Annotated in this window: 13 protein-coding genes; 12 read left to right on the top strand and 1 reads right to left on the bottom strand. The window is 46.0% G+C overall.

Features of this window, described 5'->3' with window-relative positions; genetic code table 11:
* Window positions 1-301 precede the first annotated feature (301 nt).
* From NSQ38_RS08160 to NSQ38_RS08210, 11 genes are all read left to right on the top strand, one after another.
* Window positions 302-3343: an S-layer homology domain-containing protein gene (locus NSQ38_RS08160; RefSeq protein ID WP_339788474.1), complete on the top strand. Its 3042-nt coding sequence runs from the start codon at window positions 302-304 to the stop codon at window positions 3341-3343.
* A 151-nt stretch (window positions 3344-3494) separates the two neighbouring features.
* A complete protein-coding gene (locus NSQ38_RS08165; RefSeq protein WP_339788477.1) occupies window positions 3495-6095 on the top strand; it encodes a hypothetical protein in 2601 nt (866 codons plus the stop codon).
* A gap of 140 nt (window positions 6096-6235) precedes the next feature.
* The gene (locus NSQ38_RS08170; protein ID WP_301880100.1) at window positions 6236-6802 is read left to right on the top strand and encodes a hypothetical protein; all 567 of its coding nucleotides are present in this window, start codon (window positions 6236-6238) and stop codon (window positions 6800-6802) included.
* 148 nt (window positions 6803-6950) lie between these two features.
* Window positions 6951-7223: an alpha/beta-type small acid-soluble spore protein gene (locus NSQ38_RS08175; RefSeq protein ID WP_017691962.1), complete on the top strand. Its 273-nt coding sequence runs from the start codon at window positions 6951-6953 to the stop codon at window positions 7221-7223.
* 255 nt (window positions 7224-7478) lie between these two features.
* On the top strand, window positions 7479-8681 hold the full coding sequence (gene metK / locus NSQ38_RS08180) for a methionine adenosyltransferase (protein ID WP_091036339.1): 1203 nt from the start codon (window positions 7479-7481) through the stop codon (window positions 8679-8681).
* A 215-nt stretch (window positions 8682-8896) separates the two neighbouring features.
* Complete coding sequence (locus tag NSQ38_RS08185; protein ID WP_339788480.1) at window positions 8897-12616, top strand: SwmB domain-containing protein; 3720 nt, start codon at window positions 8897-8899, stop codon at window positions 12614-12616.
* Window positions 12617-12915: 299 nt separating this feature from the next.
* A complete protein-coding gene (locus NSQ38_RS08190) occupies window positions 12916-15639 on the top strand; it encodes a stalk domain-containing protein (RefSeq protein ID WP_339790448.1) in 2724 nt (907 codons plus the stop codon).
* A gap of 47 nt (window positions 15640-15686) precedes the next feature.
* Window positions 15687-16847, top strand: a complete 1161-nt coding sequence (locus NSQ38_RS08195) for a sensor histidine kinase (RefSeq protein WP_074092506.1) — start codon at window positions 15687-15689, stop codon at window positions 16845-16847.
* Window positions 16848-16854: 7 nt separating this feature from the next.
* Window positions 16855-17577: a response regulator transcription factor gene (locus NSQ38_RS08200; RefSeq protein WP_026081439.1), complete on the top strand. Its 723-nt coding sequence runs from the start codon at window positions 16855-16857 to the stop codon at window positions 17575-17577.
* A gap of 357 nt (window positions 17578-17934) precedes the next feature.
* On the top strand, window positions 17935-18312 hold the full coding sequence (locus NSQ38_RS08205; RefSeq protein ID WP_036612497.1) for a hypothetical protein: 378 nt from the start codon (window positions 17935-17937) through the stop codon (window positions 18310-18312).
* 1093 nt (window positions 18313-19405) lie between these two features.
* Complete coding sequence (locus tag NSQ38_RS08210) at window positions 19406-20659, top strand: helicase-related protein (protein WP_339788483.1); 1254 nt, start codon at window positions 19406-19408, stop codon at window positions 20657-20659.
* A 29-nt stretch (window positions 20660-20688) separates the two neighbouring features.
* On the opposite strand, the gene NSQ38_RS08215 is transcribed toward NSQ38_RS08210, so the two are convergent.
* Window positions 20689-20958 (bottom strand): hypothetical protein, encoded by a 270-nt coding sequence (locus NSQ38_RS08215; protein ID WP_339788485.1) that lies wholly within the window; start codon window positions 20956-20958, stop codon window positions 20689-20691.
* Between NSQ38_RS08215 and NSQ38_RS08220 the strand changes: the two genes are divergently transcribed.
* Window positions 20959-21621 (top strand): ComF family protein, encoded by a 663-nt coding sequence (locus NSQ38_RS08220; protein ID WP_339788488.1) that lies wholly within the window; start codon window positions 20959-20961, stop codon window positions 21619-21621.
* Window positions 21622-21654: the final 33 nt, after the last annotated feature.

A 21654-nucleotide genomic window follows, 5' to 3' on the forward strand; every position in this document is an offset into this window, starting at 1 on the left:
AATTCAAAACTTTTTTTGAGGAATCCGCAACTTTTTGAAATCTGCTGCGTTTAAGATGTAGAGTCGAAAACATTGGGCAACTTACCAAGAATGACCTCGTGAAGAATCTTGTCTATTTATTAGAAAAAATTGCTTTACGGCACGAGAGACCCATTGTATAATACGTAAGGTAGGATTAGGAAACTACTCTATTTACGTATGATTCTATCTTTTATTCTTGTTTACAAGTTTCTGTGATATGCTCACAGACATCATTTATATTAACTTGCTCATAACTCTGGAAAGGGGGTGCGACAATAGAATGAGGAATACGAGCGACCCTATTAAAGAAAATTCCAATGTTATGAACGCCCAAGGAGGAGACAAAAAGGTTATGAAGAAAATTTTATCCGTAGCACTGTCTACAGCAATGGCATTCTCAATGTTTGCATCTGTAGCATTCGGTGACACAGCAGTAACACCACAACAACAGTTTGATGCATTGAAAGCAAAAGGTATCTTCAATGGTTACCCAGATGGCACAGCTGGTCTGGACAAAGAGATGACTCGCGCTGAGTTCGCAAAAGTTATCACTAAATTGTTGGGTCTGAAAGAGATCACTGGAACTCTTTCTTACAACGACAAAAACTACACAGCTAAAAACTGGGCTGTACCTTACATCGAAGCAGTAACTGCTGCAGGTATCATGGAAGGTAAAAACGTAGAGAAAAAAATCTTCGACTTCAATGGTAAAGTGACAGTAGCTGAAATGGCTACAATCTTGACTCGTGCACTTGATCTTGAAATCCCAACTGAAACTAACAACAACGCAGCAGCATGGGCTAAAGGTTATGTTCAAGCAGCGATCAACGCAGGTCTGATCGACGCTAACGCTAACTTCTCTGGTAATGCTTCCCGTGAATTGTTGGTAGGTGCAGCTTACTCCATCGATCAAGCTCAAAGCATTAAAGTTGAATCTTACACAGTATCCGAAGCTGGTAAAGTAGTTGAGTTCAAAATCAGCGACGGCGAAACTGTAAAAGTAACTTTGGATAAAGCTCTTGAAGCTAACAAAGAAACTGAAGTGAAATTTACTTACAAAGATAAAACTTTCACTGAAAAAGTTACTTATGTTGTAACTGCAGCTCAAAAAGTTGTTAGTGCAACTGCTAACAACCTTAAACAAGTTGTTGTAACATTTGATGGTGATGTTGATGCTGATAGCGCTGAACTTGAGTCTAACTACACAGTAGACGGATTCAAATTCAAATCTGCTACATTGTCTTCTGACAAGAAAACAGTAACTTTGTTGCTGCCAGCAGAGCAAACATTCACTTCCCAAAAAGCTTACAAGTTGAATGTAAGCAATGTTAAAAACTCTGACAAATCAAAAGTGTTCAAAGAGACAGTAACAGTGACTCCAGTTGACACTACTTTGCCAGAAGTTTCAGAAGTAAAAGGCCTCGGAACTAAAGCTTTCAAAGTTGTATTCTCTGAGCCGGTTAAAGCTTCTTCTGTAAACACAACTTCTAACTTCCGCATCGACGGTAAAGCAATTTCTGGATATGTTAACTTCACTTATCCAAGTGTTGCAGTTATCACAACTGACCTGAGCGTTGGTAAACACACATTGACAGTAAATGGTGTTGAAGACTATGCAGGTTACAAACTTCTGCAAAAAGAAGTTGAGTTCGAAGTAGTTGAAGACACTACAGCTCCAGAAGTAGTTAGTGCTAAAGCTACAAACCTGAATAAAGTTGAAATCGAGTTTAACGAGTCTGTTAAATCCGTGAGCAAAGCTTACCACACGTCTTCTGGTAAAACAGGAACTGTTACTGTTGAAGATAACAAAGTAACTGTTGACTTCGAAAACGACAACAAGCTTAGCTTGGGTGAAAACACAATTACTTTGGAAGGCGTAACAGACTATAGCAACAACTCTGCTACACGTACTTCTAAAGTGACTCCAGTGATTGACACTACTCGTCCAGAAGTTGCTTCTGTAACTGCTGAAGTTTACAACAACAACCACGTATTCACTATTGAATTCAGCAAAGCTGTTGAATCTACTGATGTTCTGAAAACAGCTAACGCTAATTTCACTTTGAAAAATGAAAAAGGCGAACTGGTTACTACTAGAGGCTTCACAGCAGCTGGTCACCCAGTTAATGCTCCTAAATTCGTAGATGGTACTGGTAACAAGCGTGTTCAAATCACTACAATCGGTGAGTTGCCACAAGGTAAATACACTTTGGAAATCGCTGGTATCCGTGATATCGCTGCAATTGCAAACACAATGTTGCCGTACTCCACAACTGTGGATGTAAGTGACATTGCTAAACCAAAAGTTAACGATGCTTGGTTCGTTCAAGAGAACACTGGCAATGGTTCTCTGAGAGATCTTGACATCTATGTTACATTCAGTAAAGAAATGGCTGCAACTGGTAACGGTAGCGTTATCGATGCAAACAAATATAACTACCAAATTAACAATGGACCTTTGTTGCCACTTCCAAACAATACTGAGGTAACTCAAGTAAATGCACAGCAAGTACGCATTTCCTTGCCTGCTAAAGAAAATGGATACTTGGGCGCAAATGATACTTTGAAACTGCGTATCGCTAATGTTGCAGATACTAAAGATAACTACATCGCTGGTAACGTAGTTAGTGATTTAACTGTAGTGGCTAAAGCTGAAAGAACAATCGGTGTTGAGTCTGTTAAAGCTGTATCTGACAAAAAGATTGATGTTCAATTTGACGGATACCTGTCTTCTGTAAGTGCAAGTGACTTCGCTATTAGTGCGACTGGAGCAACTTATGGTTTGAAATTGAACAGTGTTGACACTAAGGACGGTAACACATTGGCTCACTTCGAAATCTCTACTGGTGAATCTTTGGCTGCTGTTCCTGCAAATGCAAACTTCACTTCCATTACTGCTGCAAACATTCAATCCGTAAGCCCTAACGGTATTAAAGTTGCAGGAAGTCTGAGCAAAGCTTTGACTGATGGTATCGCGCCTAAATTGGCAGCAAACAACAACTTCAGTGTTGTTGAAGGTGCTGTTCAAAACGGTAAGAAACAATACACTGCTACATTGACATTCAACGAAGACCTAAATGTTGCTAACAACACTACTGGCTTCTTGGCTCGTCTTGGCGGATCCGAAGCTACCGTTATTGCAGTTGCTGCTGGTGCTAATAATCAAGTAGTAGTTACATTTGAAGCTGCTTCTACTACACAATTGGCTGGTTCTTATGTAGAACTGTACCTCAATTCTACAAATGCAACTAACAAATTCGTAACTGACAAATCCGGTAACGCTGCTGATGCTTCCAACGTTTCCGTACAAAGACAGTACTAATTTATAAGTTTTTCAGAGAAGACCCTTAGAGGAATCTAAGGGTCTTTTTTTATTGTGGCTTATTCAATAAAACACAACAACATCGTAACTTTCTAACCTTTCCAAACGTTTATACTATAAGAGCAACAAGCAACTTATGGGAGGTTTGGAAGTGAATCAAAAGAAAATGTTTGTAAGCTTGCTCGCGAGTGTCTTGTTGATCAGTTCAACGGCTGGCATTGCCATGGCGGCGAGCACAACCAATAAAACGTCTGCGACCAGTTCAAATAGCAGTACATCGAAGAAAACGACAACAACCACGAAACAGGTTGTACATACACTCGGTAACCTATCGGCTGTTAAAGTGACAGCACGAAGTTCCGTAAGATTAACAGATGTCAATATTTTGGCCCAGGACGATGGCAATGTGGTTACGTATACATTGTCTTATAAGAACAATGACAGCACCCCAATGATGATGCTCGATTACTGGAGCAAGGTAAAGACAAAGGGTGGAACATCGTTCTCGCCTAAACTGATCGCCAAAGATCAGGAAAAGAAAACAGTCGCGCCTGGATCAACAGTTGACTTGACCTATGTTATGAAAGTGGGTCGCGAGGTGAAACTCAGTGATCTGAACTTCCTCATCGTGAAGTGGGATTTCAGTCAAGCCAACTATGAACGTACGCTGGGTAAATTTAACGTGCCCGCATCCTATAGCATTACCACACCCGTAGGTAAGCCGAAGACGGTTCGTCTAAGCGACTCTGCCGTGAAGGTGAAAGTGTCAGGCATTAAAGTGTTCCCAGGTGAAGATAAGAAACAGTATGTGAAAATTGGCGTGAATTTAAACAATATCAGTTATAAATTGCTTGAAAATCCGAATATCAAATGGATTTTGCGCACGCCAAGTGGTACAAACTATCCGCTAACCCCGGATAAAGACAGCACGAGTGTCAGCATCCAGGCTCAAGCTAATAAGGCTCTCAGTCTGATGGCATCTCTTCCTACGTCAGTGAAACTGCAAAAGTCTGAGTTGTTGCTGGTAGAAGAACAGGGTGAAGAGAAGAGTGTTCTGCCTGTTGCTGCTCTGCAATTGCCAGAGGCTAGCAAGACGAATGTAGAGGTTGCTGCCAATCAGCCGAATATCATTTCTGTTGAAGGACAACGACTGTCCACATTGCTTGAATCTGCCAAAGTTCGAATCGATGATGGTGAATATAGTCTTAACCTACAAATGAAACTCAAGAATGAAGGCAAGAAAGCCATTAAGGTGCCGACGTATACCTTTGAAATAAGAAATAACGACGGAACAGTCTATCCGATCGAAACCAAAGCTCTGGATACATTGAAGTTGAACCCAGGCGATATCAAGACGATTAAGCTCAGTGCAACTCTTCAGGGTGATGGTGATACAAAAAAGATCAAGCTCTATGTCATGAGTCCGGTGGACAAAAATGAAAGTACAGAGTCAGCAACAGCTTCTTCTCCAACCAATGGATTTGTTTTTTCCTATCCTGTAGGCGTCTACGCAATCCCTGAATCGGTATCCAGCGGAGATGGATTGACGACCGAAACGGTCATTAAGAATAACAAAGGTACATTTGGTGTGTCTTTTGGATCGCTACAGCGGTTGCCGTGGCTTGACAGTGATATTATTGCGGCAAAAGTGACCATTCGTAACGCAGGTAACAAAACAGTCCAACTTCCTGAACTTGAAGCAATGTTTATGATTGATTCTGCTGAGATTGAGGGAGACAAGAAGCTAATCTATACACAAAGTGGCAAGCTACTTGGAGCAGGCATGACAACCGAGGCGTACCTGTTGACCAAGATTCCTTCTGAATTACGTATCTCTCGTCTGGAACTTAGTCTGAACGAGAAAGTTAGTGAAGAAGAAACGAATGAGTGGATCACGCTCAATACGTCTGGACTGATTTCACCTGTATCTTATGTTGGAAGCGGCAAGACATACACATCGGGTACAGCGGATAAAGAGACCGAAATGGGTGTGCGGAGAACGATTCGTTATCCAGGAACGTCATCGGACATTGTATATACCGAATTCGAAATGACGAACAAATCATTGCGTCAAAGTGGGCTTGGCAAACTTGTAGGTTACTTCAAAACATCGGATGGCCAGTATTACAGAGCAACTGCGAAGCAAGCAGAGCGTCTGCCTGGGCCGGGCCAGAAGTCGATTGTTACATTCTGGGCTAAGATTCCGAAGTCGGTGACCTTCTCAGACTTGCGTCTGATTGTGGGTGAAGGTATTGCAGATAGCAAGTTTGTAACGGGCGAAGGGGAAGCAACTGCTTATGTGAATGCTCTGGCATTCGAAGTGCCGCCAACCTCCATTAGTGTTCAAGGCTCGTTAACCAATATTGATCTCTATCCTTACTCTTGGACTGCCAACAGTGTGAGAGCATACCTGGCAGGCAGCTCGTCTGTACAGATCGAGATGAATTACAGCTTATCACGTAATGAAGAGATTGAGATGGGCGAGAACGAGCATAAGTTAATCCTTACAATGACGGATCAAGCAGGTAAATCATATGAGAAAGAGCTGACTTTGGGAACCGATCTGAAAGTGGGGACCAACCAAACACTGAGCTGGAGCGTAGAAGACAGCTTCTTCGAGAAGTTGCGTGGTGGTTCGTATCGCTTAAGCGTAGATGATCAGTTCCAAGGGCAACGTCTTCGTCTTGCGGAGCAAAGCTATGGATATGACCTGACCAAACTTCCGAAGGAAGAACCCGTCGATATAAGATAGATGCATAGATTCGAATAATCGTTAGATTTGTCCACAAAACCTCGTTTCCACACCAACGGAAACGAGGTTTTGCTTGTGGCATCCCTATTTTTTCTCTATAGTTAAAGTTAATAGATTACCAGAGGAGGAAAATGATTCACATGAAACCTTATATGAAAGTATCCCTTGCTGCGCTCGCGATTGGTGTTGGCGTGTGGGTTGGGTCGGTATATAGCAATACGGCCATCGGTGCAGGTACAAGCCAGCCAGGAACAGCAGACGATCCGGTTGTAACGAAGAGTTATGTAGATCAGCAGATTCAAAAAGCATTGGGTGGCGGTGCTAGCACAGGTTCTGGTAACTCATCCGGTAATAATTCCGGCTCTACGGGAACAGGGAACTCCGGTAGCACAGGAGGAGACACTTCACTTCCTCCACTGGTCTCAGGCGCTTCTGATGCCGTTGAGATCGTAACCGTGAAGCCGGGGCAACAGCTGATCGGCAAGTCTGGCGCGGAGTTCATTGTACGTAGCGGCAAAGCTGTGATCGTCAGTGAAGGTACGAATGGTGTAGCGGATCTGACGGACGGGATTGACCTGACGAATGGACAGGCAGCGCCGACCAATCACTTGCTCTCTTTTCCAAGGGATGGACGGGGAATAACTGTATTGGAAGGAAACAAATATAGCCTAACCGTAATGGTTCGTGGTGGATATACTTTGAAATAGGATTTGTAGCTGCTAAATGAATTATTCATTAGTCATACTTTTCATTTGCTCAGATTACCCAGTTCTAACAAACATTAATACGGCTAGCCAACCTTGTTCCTGCTCACTCTATAACTGTTGACAATCAATTAATGGAGGTGCAGGAACCATGGCTAGAAGCAATCGTAAAGTGGTACCCGAAAGTCGTCAAATGCTGGATCAGATGAAGTATGAGATTGCTGCAGAGTTTGGTCTCAATGTGGGTTATGGTGGCAGAGGTTTAGCTGGTGCGGATACAGAATTTGGATCTGAACTGGGTGAAGTAAGTGATCACTCTTATGGGCAATACAAAGGGTGGGGACATCTGACTTCCCGCGAGAATGGATCGGTTGGTGGAGAGATCACCAAAAGGCTAATTCGTCAGGCAGAGCAGCACTTATAGGGCATTTTCCTTACCCCATTTCGTTTGACACGTCTTGACAAATACGTTAAGATGGCACTTGAGGTATGCAACCTTTTCCACTAGGGAAAGGTTGATTTTCGTTTGAGGCAATTACCTGAAAAATCCTTATCTTCGGTACTGCGGACTCCGCGTCCTTATTCCTTTTTGGAAAGCTTCGAGGGTACAGTGAACGAATCGCTGTCATGTTTTGTTCGGGCAATCGCCATACTACTAGTTATGGGAGGTTGAAACTTCATGTCTGTTAAAGGCCGGCATCTATTTACATCGGAGTCTGTAACCGAAGGACATCCGGATAAAATCTGCGATCAGATCTCAGACGCCGTGTTGGACGCGTTCCTGGCGAACGATCCTAATGCTCGCGTAGCTTGCGAAGTTTCCGTAGCCACAGGCTTAGTGCTTGTCATCGGTGAAATCAGTTCAGCTTCTGAATACGTGGACATTCCGTCCATCGTTCGTAATACAATTAAGGATATTGGCTACACACGTGCCAAATTCGGATTTGATTATAACACTTGTGCAGTTCTGACTTCTCTGAATGAGCAGTCCGCTGATATTGCCCAAGGCGTGAACGCAGCGCTTGAGAATCGTGACCCGGAACAAGTCGCTCGTGAAACAGAAAACATTGGTGCAGGTGACCAAGGTCTGATGTTCGGTTTTGCAACGAACGAGACACCAGAACTCATGCCTTTGCCAATCGCTCTGTCCCACCGTATCGCACGCCGTCTGGCGGAAGTGCGTAAGAACGGTACATTGGAATATCTTCGTCCGGATGGTAAAACGCAAGTAACGATTGAATACGACGGTGACAAGCCGGTACGTGTAGATACAATCGTTGTGTCTACTCAGCACGCTGAAGAGACTACACTTGCGCAGATCCAAAAAGATATCAAAGAACATGTAATCTTGCCTGTCGTTCCAGCTGAATTGCTGGATGAACAGACTAAATATTTCATCAACCCAACAGGACGTTTCGTTATTGGCGGACCTCAGGGAGATGCAGGCCTCACTGGACGTAAAATCATCGTAGATACCTATGGCGGTTATGCACGTCACGGCGGTGGTGCGTTCTCTGGTAAAGATCCAACAAAAGTAGACCGCTCCGCAGCATATGCGGCTCGTTACGTAGCGAAAAACCTTGTAGCTGCAGGACTTGCAGACAAAGTGGAAATCCAGCTCGCTTACGCGATTGGTGTAGCCAACCCGGTATCGATCAACGTGGATACATACGGAACTGGCAAAGTCAGCGACGAGAAATTGGTTGAGCTTGTACGCAACAACTTCGATCTTCGTCCGGCTGGCATCATTCGTATGCTGGATCTGCGTCGCCCAATCTACAAACAAACCGCTGCATACGGTCACTTCGGCCGTACAGACCTGGATGTACCTTGGGAGCAAGTGGACAAAGTAGACCTTTTGAAAACTCAAGCAGGTCTGTAAGACCCTGTCCAAGACATGTAGAAGCCCATGATTCCTTTAAGGAATCGTGGGCTTCTTTTTACATTAGCGTCATGGAATATCTCTGCATTACGAAAAGGGGAAATAGATTTACATATTATAACTAATTGCTAATCAAATATTTCCTTTTTGCCGAAATACTTAAAGAGGTCTATACATGGAATAAAGAGTTGAATCTGGATGGGGAGGAACGAAAGGTGAGTATAAAAGGATTGATCCGCAAGGGGATCATCGGATTGTTAATTGTATTATTGACTACGCAAGGTTGGTATAGTGGTTTGGGGTTGAAAGAGAGTACTGCATATGCAGATGACGATTTAACTGGCTTGGGGATTGAGTCATCTATGCCAGCATTAGGTGCTCGAAACGTTGATAGTACATTACCGTTTAGTCTTGTCTTCAAGAAGCCAGTAAGAAAAGTTACAGGTACGCTAGAGAACATATCCATATACAGATTACCGGAGAACAAGCTGGTTGCAGAAGTTCCTGTAAATTCTGAAGTAAACGTTATAGCTGATTCCGCTGATATCCCGGGTGTAGGGAAAATTATAAATTTTCAGTTGAACGAAGCATTAAAAGGTGGGCACTACGCCATTCGAATCGGAGCGAAATCCTTTGAATACGGAGATAATGATCCTTTTAATGGCTTAAATGAAGAAGCTTGGTCATTCTTCACCTTGGGACTTGGGGCTACGACTATAAATTCCCTAATTCCAATTAATGGTGCAGTGTCTGTTACACGTGATTCCAATTTACAAGCAAATTTTAGCAATCCAATTGATGCTGGTGTTGGAGAAATTGTGATTTACGAAAACGGTGCAGAATTTGAGAAGTATGACATGGCGCTACCGCAGTCTCGTGTCGTGATTAGCGGCAATACGCTTACAATTGATCCCGCGAAAAGTTTTTCCAATAATGCTACATACTCAGTTGACATAGATCAAGGAGCTTTAAGAGACAAGGCAGGGCATGATGTCGCGGGAACAGGAATTAACGGGTGGCAATTTACAGTTTTTCAATCTGACCCAACTTCCTTAGTGGTATCTTCTCTATCACCATCTAACGGAGTGAGTGGAGTCGCGCTGACAGGAGAGCTAACAGTTACATTTAACAAAGAGCTTGATCCTCGCTATCCCGGATCAGTAACGCTAAGAAATGCGAGCGGAGCAGTAATAACAACATCTACGTCTGTCAATAGCTCGAATCATCGCCAGCTGCGAATTATCCCATCGAGTAGTCTAACTAGCAATACAAGCTATACCGTGGATATTCCAGGGGGAGTGTTGCGAGACAAATCAGGTAATCTGTATACAGGACTTAACGGAGCCACATCGTGGACATTCCGTACACTAACGTTAGATCGAACTGCTCCTGTTCTCAAAACTTCCAAAATGTACAGTAATACCATCATTCGTCTGACCTATGACAAATTGCTCTCAAGTCTTGATCCTCTGCCATCCAGTTTCTCCGTTACTGTTAATGGGGAGTCACGTAATGTATCTACGTCTTATGTGTCTGGAGATAGTGTTTACGTTGTTCTAGATACAGGTGTAGCAGTAGGACAAGTGGTTCGCATTGGATACTCACCTGGATCATCAACGCGCAAAATTCAGGATTTATCTATGAATTCGGCAGCAGCCTTCGGAGCCCGAGACGTGGAAAATAGTTTGGAATCAATCATGTCCAAACCTAGAGAAGGCAGCGTCTATAGCAGTACGCTTAATCTCTATTATCCTGAGACCGTATATATTAATTCTAGTGAAGCATATAAACAATTCAGCGTGACAGCGGATGGAACGTCTGTGGGTGTAAGTAGCATGTCTACCAATAACAGTTCACTTGTCACCCTGAACCTTAGTCGTTCGATTACGAATGGTGAAGTCGTCCGTGTATCCTATCAGCCGGGTGAATGGGCTGTAAAGGATAGTCGCGGTCAAGCGCTTGCCGGATTTAGCGAATTTTACGTTCGTAATAGTATTGACACGAAGAACCCTGAGTTCCAAAGCGCTGAGGTCAGCGGCAATAAACTATGGATTCGCTACAACGAACCGCTAAGTAGATCAAATAAACCTTTGAAAAGTCAGTATTCGGTACTGGTAGACGGGAAAGCTGTGTTTGTTAATGATTCGGAAATTGAAGATGATGTCGTTACACTGACATTGGCCTCGCCAGTTACAAGTACACAGACTGTGACGCTATCTTACGTTCCTGGAACGAGCCGTCTAACGGACCTAAACGGAAACCCGGCGGGATACTTGAATTTAACCCCCGTTACGTACACATATGGAAATGGAACGATCCTGTCTGGTGTGTTACAAGGAGACACGATACTCATTAACTTCCGTAATGCTTTAAAGGCAGATTCTGCATTAAGTCCAGCTCAGTTCAGAGTACAGATTGGTAGCAATAACGTAGCTGTTAGCTCCGCATCGGCATCCGGCTCAGTTGTTACTTTAAAGTTGCCCACTTCTGCATCTGCAGGACAAACAGGTATCGTTAGTTATACACCGGGGGCAGTTTCGCTTCGGGATGCTCTTAATACTGAAGTAGAGGCGTTTGGTCCACTTTCATTACAAGTAAAAGAGGTAAATACAGCTACACCCACTACTCCATTGGAGGGGCGTCCTTCATGGATTAGTGAAGTAGGTGCAGCTGAATCCGGTTTTGGACAATCAATGTACATTATGAAAAGTGATACAGCTGCTGTCGAAACCATAACTTCACGGAACAATCGTCCAACACGGCAGTTTACCATTGATGAGACCAAGCTTGCCCAAGCATTTGAATATGCGTATTCTAGCGGGAAACTAAACCAACCCGTCATGTTCGAAGTTCCAGAGAGTGAAGCAACAGCATCTGTAGGAATCCCGTTCCATACGCTCTCTCGGATAGCTGCAACTTACCGCACTGGTTCATTTGGCATTAAATATAGTGATAGTGTCTGGCTTGTGTCCTTGTCACAACTGGAAGTTGTGGCTATGGGACAAAGTGCAGGGATAACAACAGCCCCAGGTACTGCCATATTATATGTGCAGTTAGAGGCTCTTCCTATATTCTCCTTAGGAACGTTAGAGTATATGTTAACAAGTTCTAACGCTCAGCGACTGGCTAACGTGACAGAAGTTCATATTGAGCTCTATAACGGAAATACCGGGCAAACTGTAGAACAGAATATCAAAAGTCATTTTTGGATGCAACTTCCTGGGAACACGTCAACAGTCTTATCCGGATTAACTGCTGTTGATTCAAACACACAGACGTTATCCTATGTACCAACAACTTTCAGAACTATAACATCTGGATTGGTTGCTAGAGGTAAATTAAACGGTAATCAGATCGTAGCCCCCGTGACTCATTTGGTAAGCTTCCCGAATGCAAAACCATGGGCACGAGATGCTATTACAGAGTTGGCCTCCAAGTGGATCATAAGTGCTGATAACCTTACTGCATTTAAGCCAGATATGAAAATCACTAGAGCAGAGTTTGCTGAGTTGATTGCCAAAGGATTAGGGCTAAAAGGCAATCGTGCAGCTGCACAACAGTTCCGAGATTTGAATGCAAACAGTTCAACTTATGCATATATAGGCGCTGCGGTGGAGGCGAAAATTATTGAGGGTGTTGGCGATAATAAATTCCAACCCAATAGATTCATCACCCGGGAACAAATGGCCATTATGTTGATGAGAGCAATGAATTACGCTGGGCAAACAGCAACCCTTCAACTGTCAGTTGAGGATACCTTATCTAAATTCAAGGATAAGAAATCTATTAAATCCAAGGACATTGTTGCCAAAGCAGTACAGACAGAAATTATTAATGGTGTGTCGGATACTGAATTTAAGCCGCTGGCACATGCAACAAAAGCACAAGCGGCAGTCATGCTAAAACGTATGCTAAATAGAATTGGTTATCTGTAACCGCTAATCTTAAAGAGATAATCATTGTTATGTATCTAAAAAGCACATCAGCCGAACTACTCACGCTGATGTGTTTCTTTTTATATAGACCTACATATGAATGGAATATTACATCCGAGATATGAAAGTGTGCTATTTTCATAATCTATGCATGCTAATATAGGGGACAAACGTAACTTTTTCCACAAAAAGCAGTCTATTAATAGAAGAGTATACTAGAGATCTCGCTATCTGCTGCCTACTTGGCAGTGTTCGTGATGTCTAAGATTGATATACAAGATGGGAGAGACGTTTCAGACATGCTGGGGAAACATGGGAAACAGCTGGAAGACGTTAAGGGCAGTAAGGTGAAGAAATGGGCGATTGTGACGCTGGCGGGTGTGATCTGGATTGCACCGGTGATGAGTGCAGGCGGGCAGATGTGGTCAGGCACTTCGTGGCAATCGGTGGCCGCAGCGGCATCTACGAATACAAGCAAGTTGAGTGAAGAAATTCTGACTTCGGGTGCGAAGCTCATGAAATACAGATATACAACAACACGTTCCGGTTCCAAGGTCAACGTACTGGCGGATGTCATCCAGGTGGATCTGCAGAATCCGTATGTGAAGCTGGATGTGATGACAGGCAAGGGCGGTAATCTGAACAGTAAACAGAGCACAGGTGCCATGGCTAAAGAAAATGGCGCAGTTGCTGCTGTGAATGGCGATTACTTTAATGTATCCGGCGAGCTCGCGCCCATTGGTGGACAGGTCTCCGATGGCGTGCTGGTCTCCACACCTTCTGAACTGTCGGGCATGTATGCCCTCACGGTGACCAAGGATGGCAAGCCAATGATCGACGAGTATTCTTTTGACGGAACCGTGAAGGCACAGGATGGTTCAACCTTTGCTTTGCGTGGGATAAATAAAGAGGATTATACAGTAGAGTCGGGCGCGGTGAAATATAGTCATGCCAACTCGATGTATATTTATACACCGGCATGGACATCCACCAAACGTCCAAATGACCCTTCCACAACGCCAACAGAGGTTCTCGTGCAGAACGAGGTAATTACCCAAATCTCGGATAAAAAAGCGTTAAACATGACGGTGCCGCAGGATGGGTACATTTTGCGTGCGCATGGAACAGCGGCGACATGGATCATGAGCCATCTATCCGTTGGGCAAACCCTGGATGCGGATTACAAACTGAAAGCCAAAACAACCGGGCAATCGGTCGATCCAAGCAATCTGGAGATGATGATTGGTGGTCACACCATTCTTGTGAATGGTGGTAAGGCAGCTTCCTTTTCCCGTGATATCGCATCTTCTGGCATTGGTGGTATTCGTGCAAGAACGGCAGTAGGATACTCTCAGGATGGTCGGTACGTCTACATCATTGCAGCGGAGAAAAACAGTAACAGCAGCGGGATGTCGCTGACGGAACTACAATCCTTTATGACCAGTGTGGGTGTCTGGAAAGGCATGAACCTGGACGGAGGCGGCTCCACAACAATGGTAACCCGTCCGTTAGGTGAGCAAACCGCCGGTCTGACGTTCAACACAGAGTATGGCACCGAGCAACGTCAGGTTGTAAACACGCTGGGTGTGTTCTCTACGGCTCCTGTAGGTAAACTGAAGGGCTTTGCCGTGAGTGGCAGCCAAACGCTGCTGGTGGGACAAGAGGGCAAGTACACAGCCAAAGGATATGACACCTACTACAACCCGATCGCAACAGGCGATATCAGCATGTCTTGGAAGTCCAGCAACAACGGCATCGTGAGTGTCAGCAACGGCACAATCAAAGGCGTGAAGCCAGGCACAGCAACGCTGACAGCAACGAGCAATGGAGCTTCATCCTCCATCAAAGTATCGGTATTGGGTGGAAGTGAACTGGCTTCCCTGACAGCAGGATCAGGTCTCGGTTCGCTCAAAGCAGGCACAACGATGTCCATTCCTGTAACGGCAACAACGAAGAGCGGACAAAGTGTTACGGTTCCGGCAGACTCGCTGACATGGGAATTTATCGGATTCAAAGGTAAAGTTACTGCTGACCAATTAACCGTATCTTCCGTCAATTCTGGTGCACAAGTGGGATATGCGATTGGTCGTTACGATGGTTACAGCACAGTCGTAGTCCTCTCGGCTTCTGCCAGCGAAACGATCTGGGAGAATTTCGACAACGTGAATTATCCTATCAACTTCACGACAAACGCAGCGGGTGTGACTGGTTCGGCAACTGTTACTGCAGGAACTGGTGAAAAAGCTGGCTCCAATGTGCTGCAACTCGATTATGATATGACTGCTGGAACAGGCAAAATGTATGCTTATGCACAACTGAACGGTTCCACAGGTAAAGAGGTATCTGCAGCAGCTACATCAATGTCCATGGATGTTTTGGGAGATAAGAGCCTGAACTGGCTGCGTGCCGAATTCACGGATGCCAATGGCAAAACGGTATATGCCGATCTCGCCAAGGCGATTGACTGGAACGGGTGGAAGAAGCTGAGTGTGGACCTGAACGGACTGAACATCGCCTATCCGGCGAAGCTGAAGCGGGTGTATGTGGTGAACGTAGAGGAAGGGCAGGATGAGCGTGCGAAATCAGGTATGGTTGCTTTTGACAACATCGCATTCACGATGCCTTCCAAGTCCAGTGAAGTCGGATTGCCTACGGGAACAGCTTCGCTTGTGCTTGGACAGAAATCGATGACGGTGAATGGAACGAAAAAAGCGATTGATGCAGCACCAGTCCTGAAAAATGGTACGACGTATGTGCCAATCAAACATGTTTTGGACGCTTTTGGTGGTCAGGCAAGCTGGGATAGCAAAAATCAGCGAATCACGGTATTACGTGGTGGCAAGCTGATTGATCTGGTTGTAGGGCAGAAAGAATTCATTCTGAATGGTAAAAGACAGAGCGCAACTGTTGCACCATACGTAACAGGTGGTAGGACTTTAGTCCCACTTAGACTCGTTTCCGAGCAACTTGGTCTGACTGTAAAATGGGAACAGAAAACGAAGACCGTTACCATCTCATCGTGATATGGTATGATATATACCGGAAACGATAGAAATGGAGTCGAACAAACGTGGATTTACAAGCCGATGCCATAGACCGCGTCATTAAAAACGCCATACAAGTCATGGAAAACAGCAAATATCAAATGTTCGAGATTATGGACGCAACTCGTGATGAGCTGAAAACACTCAACGAGGAGTTAAAGTCGGTACTGAAGGAGACGGCGGAAACGATCGAGAAAGTAGATCAATTGGAGCTGAACTACCGCCGTTCCCGGATCCGGCTGACTGAGGTTAGCCGCGACTTTGTCCGTTATTCCGAGCATGATATCAAGCAGGCGTATGAGAAAGCAACACAGCTGCAGCTGGATCTGATGATTTATCGTGAGAAGGAAATGTATCTGAAGGCTCGTCGGGATGATCTGCAGAAGCGTGCCAAAAATGTGGAAGCTTCTGTGGAGCGTGCCGAGACCATCGGTTCGCAGATGGGTGTTGTACTCGAGTACCTGTCAGGTGAACTGGGTCAAGTGACCCGGATCATCGAATCAGCCAAAAATCGACAAATGATTGGTTTGAAAATAATTTTGGCCCAGGAAGAAGAGCGGAAACGTATTGCTCGTGAGATTCATGACGGGCCTGCGCAGATGCTCGCCAATCTAGTGCTTAGGACGGAAATTGTAGAAAGAATGCTCATTAAGCAGGATTTTAAGATGGTCCAGGCCGAAATAGTAGATTTGAAAGGCCAGGTTCGTTCCAGTCTTGAAGAAATGAGAAAAGTTATTTTCAATCTGCGTCCTATGGCACTGGATGATCTGGGACTGATTCCAACGCTTCGGAAGTACGTGCAGGATTTTGAGGTAAAAACGAAAATCCGGTCGCTTTTTGAAACAAGAGGTAAAGAACACCGTTTATCTTCCGCGATGGAGGCAGCGATCTACCGCCTCGTGCAGGAAGGTCTGTCGAATGCTGCAAAGCATGCTTATCCCACTTATGTTGTAGTGGAAATTACATACCAGGCTCAGCTCGTCAAAATTGTCGTTCAGGACAATGGGCTTGGGTTCAAACCGGAGCTTCTTGCGAAGAAAAGCAAGGATCATACCCACTTCGGTCTGATTGGGATGAGAGAACGGGTTGAACTGTTAGAAGGAAGAATAGAGATTGAATCCGGAGAAAATCAAGGAACCAAAATAGTGATTCATATCCCGACAAACGTGGATAAGGGAAAGGAGTAGCAGGATGATGGAAAACCGTGATACTGGTAAAGCATCGATTAAAGTTCTTTTGGCTGATGATCATCAGCTGTTCCGTGAGGGACTGAAACGCATTTTAAATATGGAGGACGACATTGAGGTCATCGGCGAATGCGGCGATGGTATTCAAGTGCTCGAATTCTGCAATCAGGATAAACCTGATATCGTATTGATGGATATCAACATGCCAATCGAAAACGGGGTTGAGGCAACGGAGAAATTGCGTGAGCTGTTCCCTGATGTCAAAGTAATTATCTTGTCCATTCATGATGATGAAAGTTATGTGTTTGAGACGCTTCGTAAAGGGGCTAACGGATACTTGCTGAAGGATATGGAGGCTGAGTCTCTGATCAATGCGATTCGTTCCGTGCATGAAGGACATGCGTTCATTCATCCGAAAGTAACAGGCAAACTGATCATGCAGCTGCGTCGTATGACGTATCTTAATGAAACAGGGGCAATGAGTGAAGGAGCTTCGAAGGAAGCAGGCGTTAAATTTGTCGCTGGCGACAATAACCCGCTCACACGTCGTGAGGCTGAAGTACTTCGCTTGATGGCAGAAGGTAAGAGCAATAAAATGATTGGTGAATTCCTGTTCATCAGTGAAAAAACAGTAAAAAACCATGTCAGCAGTATTCTGCAGAAGATGGAAGTGGATGACCGTACACAAGCCGTTATCAATTCGATCAAATATGGTTGGGTTACGCTCTAATACCTTATGTTTTTCGTAAAGCAGTATTCTTACGGTAAGTCAGTCCATTGGTTGATTCAACCTTGACGAAGTATAGATTGGTGTTCACTCGCGCCCTTTCCAGAATGTTGGATTGGTCTGCGGGTTAATGGACTTTATCACTGCAAATGAGCAAAGCGTAAGGTTATGCGGAACATATGTTCAAGCTTAGGCGTGAATGAATGACCTGGCCTGTCTTTCTTCGTCCGGTGTCGATCAGCGTGGAATATGAGTGATAGGAAATGCAAGTGTAACCCTTCAGGAAGTACAGCATATACTTGTTGTATACAGGGATGTTCGCCATGGGTGAGCATGACCTTCCGAGGAGGTGCAGTTGCCATGGTTGCTCATCTGACTATGATTCTGCTCATATACTTCCTGGCGGCAATGGCCGTTCATGCCATGCACCAGCGCCATCTTTCCCGTCCGGAATCTGAAGGATTCGAGCAGATCCTGCTCATCCCTTCCAATCAGGCAGGGCGGATCGAAGGCATTGTAAGAGAACTTTGCCGGGAATTATTATACCGTGGAAAAAGCTTCAGATTAACCGTTGTTGCTGATCGTACAGAAGCGGAAACAATTACGATTATTGAAAAGCTTATGCAAAGGCAAGGAATGGAGACATCTTATCTGCCTGCTGTCCCTGCTGATATTGAACGGGTAGCACAGACCGATCACACTTTTCGACTGATTGATTTGCGTGAGTCAGAGCAATAAATCATCATGTGAACGGGAAATGGGATTAACATTTCGCAGATCTACAGTGAAAAGATTACAGCAGAAGCTGTAGTCTTTTTTTGTAATTGTAGCCAAGTCTGCTTTTAAATTAAAAATGGGTTTTTATGCAATCTATGGTTATTGCCTGGGTATGAGGAGTTCTTGATCACAGAAATAAGATTTTCGAAGTCAGAACTCTTAATTTAAAAGTATAGACGATTCAGATTGGAAAAAGTTTCGCAATTTTAAAGAAAGATTCTGGTTATTAGCAGAATTGTATGATGGAATCATGTAATGTGACTAACCTTGTGATGTAAAGATTCAATTGGTATAGTGATATGTAGATTAATCATAAGAAGATGGAATATGGACATGAAGCACATGCTCCGGCGAACAGCCGGGTTGGCATGTGCTTTTTTTTGCGTTCAGGAGAAAGTGCGATGGGGGAGGAGATTAAATGAAGGTCGCTTTGTATGTGTACCGTGTAGGGGAAGGGTGGAGCATGATCTTGTCCCTCGATATTCGAGTGGATGTGGCCTGGTGGCTCGAGGGAGGAAGTGGGCGACATGTGCTGCGTTGGTTGCTGTTAGATAAGATGGTGCCGTTAAGCCAGGCATCCTGGTTGGTTGAACATTTTGAGATGGAGCGAGGTATGGATCGGTGGGGGCAGTACGAATGGCAGAGCTATCTTGCACGGAAACTGGATGTGTATGAACTGGCCTCGGGGGAAACAGAGGCGAGAAAAGTTATAGCGGGCAAAGCGGGGAGTGTTGCTGTGCGTGGCAATCAGGTAGGCGGGATGCCAGAGCCGTATCCCGCCGGGCAGTGGGCTCAGCTGGAGCGGGACGCGGCCCTGCTGGCTGAGCGGATCAACGGCCGCCAATTACTGGCGGCCGAGGCGGAGGCGTTGCTGGCGGATACCGCCCAGCCGCCAAGGGAATGGCGCGCGGCTGCGCAGCTCGCGCGCTTGCACGGGCGGCTGAGTATCACAGCCGCCCTCGAAGGGCCTGCCACGCGCCGTCGGCACGCGTGGCTTGGACGCGCGCGGAGCGCGTCCCGCTGCCACCGTTGTGGCAGCGAAGCCAGGCAGCGCGTGCCCTGCGCTGCCTGCGGCCTGGCGGCTTGCGCCTACTGCGAGGCTTGCCTCGCGCTGGGGCGCAGCCGTGCTTGTGCGCTGCTGCTACGCAGTGCAGCGCAAGGGGCCGTGCAACGACGCGGCGAAGCACCGCGTGGCACGGCCTTGGCCCCCACCGGCGGCGGGCTCGCCCGGTGGGGGCTTAGCGCAGCGCAGAGCGCGGCAGCTGCCGCGGCGCTTGCGTTTTTGGCCCGGCCACCCGCAGGGGAAGGGCCGGGGCGGTTCTTGCTGTGGGCCGTGACCGGGGCCGGCAAGACCGAGATGATTTTCCCTCTACTCCAACATACATTGGATCGTGGCGGACGAGCTTTGGTCGCTACGCCGCGCAGGGATGTGGTGCTGGAACTAGCTCCGCGTCTGGCGAAAGCTTTTCCGGACACCTCGCTCGCTACTCTCTACGGAGGTAGTGATGAACGTTGGAAAGACGCTCAGCTCACGCTTGCGACCACACATCAACTGATGCGTTTTTATCAGGGGTTTGATCTTGTTATCATCGACGAACTGGATGCGTTCCCTTATCACAATGATCCCATGCTCGCTCACGCGGCGGCATCCTCTTGTAAACCGGCCGGGAATTTTGTCTATCTATCTGCCACACCGCCTGCTCGGCTTCAGAGGGAAGCAGCACGGGGGAAACTCAATCATGCCAAAGTCCCGGTACGTTTTCACCGTCATCCTTTGCCTGTCCCGCGCTTGATCAAAATGGTTACCGTTGCTGAATGTATTAAGAAACGAAATCTTCCTTCTGCCTTGAGGACTAACATCCAAATTTCATTGGAGCGTGACGCCCAGGTATTTGTTTTTGTGACACGTATTGCCCAGATTGAGGCGTTTGTGAATCTGATGCGTCGTACTTTTCCTGGAATCCATATCGAAGGAACCTCATCCCAAGACCCCGATCGCGCTAGCAAAGTTACAGCCTTTCGTGATCGCGACATTCGTCTGCTCGTAACCACCACAATTCTGGAGCGTGGCGTGACCATTCCGCGCAGTGATGTTTTTATATTGGATGCAGACAATGGTCTCTTTGATGAAGCTTCACTGGTCCAGATGGCGGGTAGAGCAGGGCGTTCCATGGATGACCCGGCGGGTAGAGTGGTTTTTGCATCGTCTCGTCGGACGCGCTCACAGGTGAAGGCCGTTGCCCAGATTCGGAAAATGAACACCATCGCTCGTCGCAAAGGCTACCTGCATCCACCATCCCAGACATAATTGTCATCTGCCCAGTTCGTATCCACATATCACAATACATTCCCGAGACTGGAGGTATGCCCCCTATGTTCAACTGGCTCAGCAACATAACCGATCACGCGCAGTACCTGACCCAGCGTCTTCATCATCTGCTCGCCCCGCCGGGAGCGACTTGTCTGACATGTGGGACTCGAGCAATTCTGTCTTCTACCTATCCAGGCATATGCCCACGTTGTGTGAAGCAGATTCCATGGATCCGTTCCATCCGTTGCCTGCGTTGTGGTCGGGGTGTCGGATGCCCGGACTGTGCTCGTCCACATATGCAAAACCGTTCTTTTATCGCCAACCGCAGCGCCGTACAATACAACACTCTTATGAGAGAATGGATTGGAATGTACAAATTTCGAGGCCATGAAAGATACGCGCCGCTCTTAACCGCGCTGTTGATTCAAGCCTTTCAAGCGATGAGAGAGGAGCAGAATTCTGCTTTGGCAAAAGAACCCCCAGCCCCCGTGGCTCATTCCGCCACACATGCTCAACAAACGAAGCCACAATGGCGGCCTGACGCGGTCACCTATGTCCCGGTGAGCAGCGAGCGGCTGGCCGAACGTGGCTTCAATCAGGCGGAGCGGCTGGCTGCTGGGCTCGCCACCGCCTGCCGCCTGCCCATCCTTGATCTGTTGCAGCGCCAGATCAACACCACCAAACAAAGCTTCAAATCACGCGGTGAGCGTATTGAAACGATGAAGAACGCTTTTTCCATCAACCCGGATGGCATGAAGTTAATTGAAGAGCTATACAGGGGATCTCATCTACCAACACATATGGGCATGACACATGCCAAACCCATACAGTTACTGCTGATTGATGACATTTACACAACAGGTAGCACCTTGGACGCTTGTGGGCGGGTTATTCTAAATGCTGGCTTTTACATGGAGATTCCAGTCGAGATTTACACGCTGACACTGGCGAGATCCTAATCGGCAAATCAGTATATTGAGCTATGTTTAATA

Origin of the sequence: Paenibacillus sp. FSL R7-0313, from assembly GCF_037969885.1 — a bacterium.
Classification (GTDB): domain Bacteria; phylum Bacillota; class Bacilli; order Paenibacillales; family Paenibacillaceae; genus Paenibacillus.

Excerpts from the sequence above, each read along its gene's own strand:
- NSQ38_RS08200 (WP_026081439.1), top strand. The coding sequence starts at position 16,855 with ATGGAAAACCGTGATACTGGTAAAGCATCGATTAAAGTTCTTTTGGCT.
- NSQ38_RS08220 (WP_339788488.1), top strand. The coding sequence starts at position 20,959 with ATGCAAAACCGTTCTTTTATCGCCAACCGCAGCGCCGTACAATACAAC.
- NSQ38_RS08215 (WP_339788485.1), bottom strand. The coding sequence starts at position 20,958 with ATGTGGACGAGCACAGTCCGGGCATCCGACACCCCGACCACAACGCAG.
- NSQ38_RS08205 (WP_036612497.1), top strand. The coding sequence starts at position 17,935 with ATGGTTGCTCATCTGACTATGATTCTGCTCATATACTTCCTGGCGGCA.
- NSQ38_RS08175 (WP_017691962.1), top strand. The coding sequence starts at position 6,951 with ATGGCTAGAAGCAATCGTAAAGTGGTACCCGAAAGTCGTCAAATGCTG.
- NSQ38_RS08190 (WP_339790448.1), top strand. The coding sequence starts at position 12,916 with ATGCTGGGGAAACATGGGAAACAGCTGGAAGACGTTAAGGGCAGTAAG.
- metK (WP_091036339.1), top strand. The coding sequence starts at position 7,479 with ATGTCTGTTAAAGGCCGGCATCTATTTACATCGGAGTCTGTAACCGAA.
- NSQ38_RS08170 (WP_301880100.1), top strand. The coding sequence starts at position 6,236 with ATGAAACCTTATATGAAAGTATCCCTTGCTGCGCTCGCGATTGGTGTT.
- NSQ38_RS08160 (WP_339788474.1), top strand. The coding sequence starts at position 302 with ATGAGGAATACGAGCGACCCTATTAAAGAAAATTCCAATGTTATGAAC.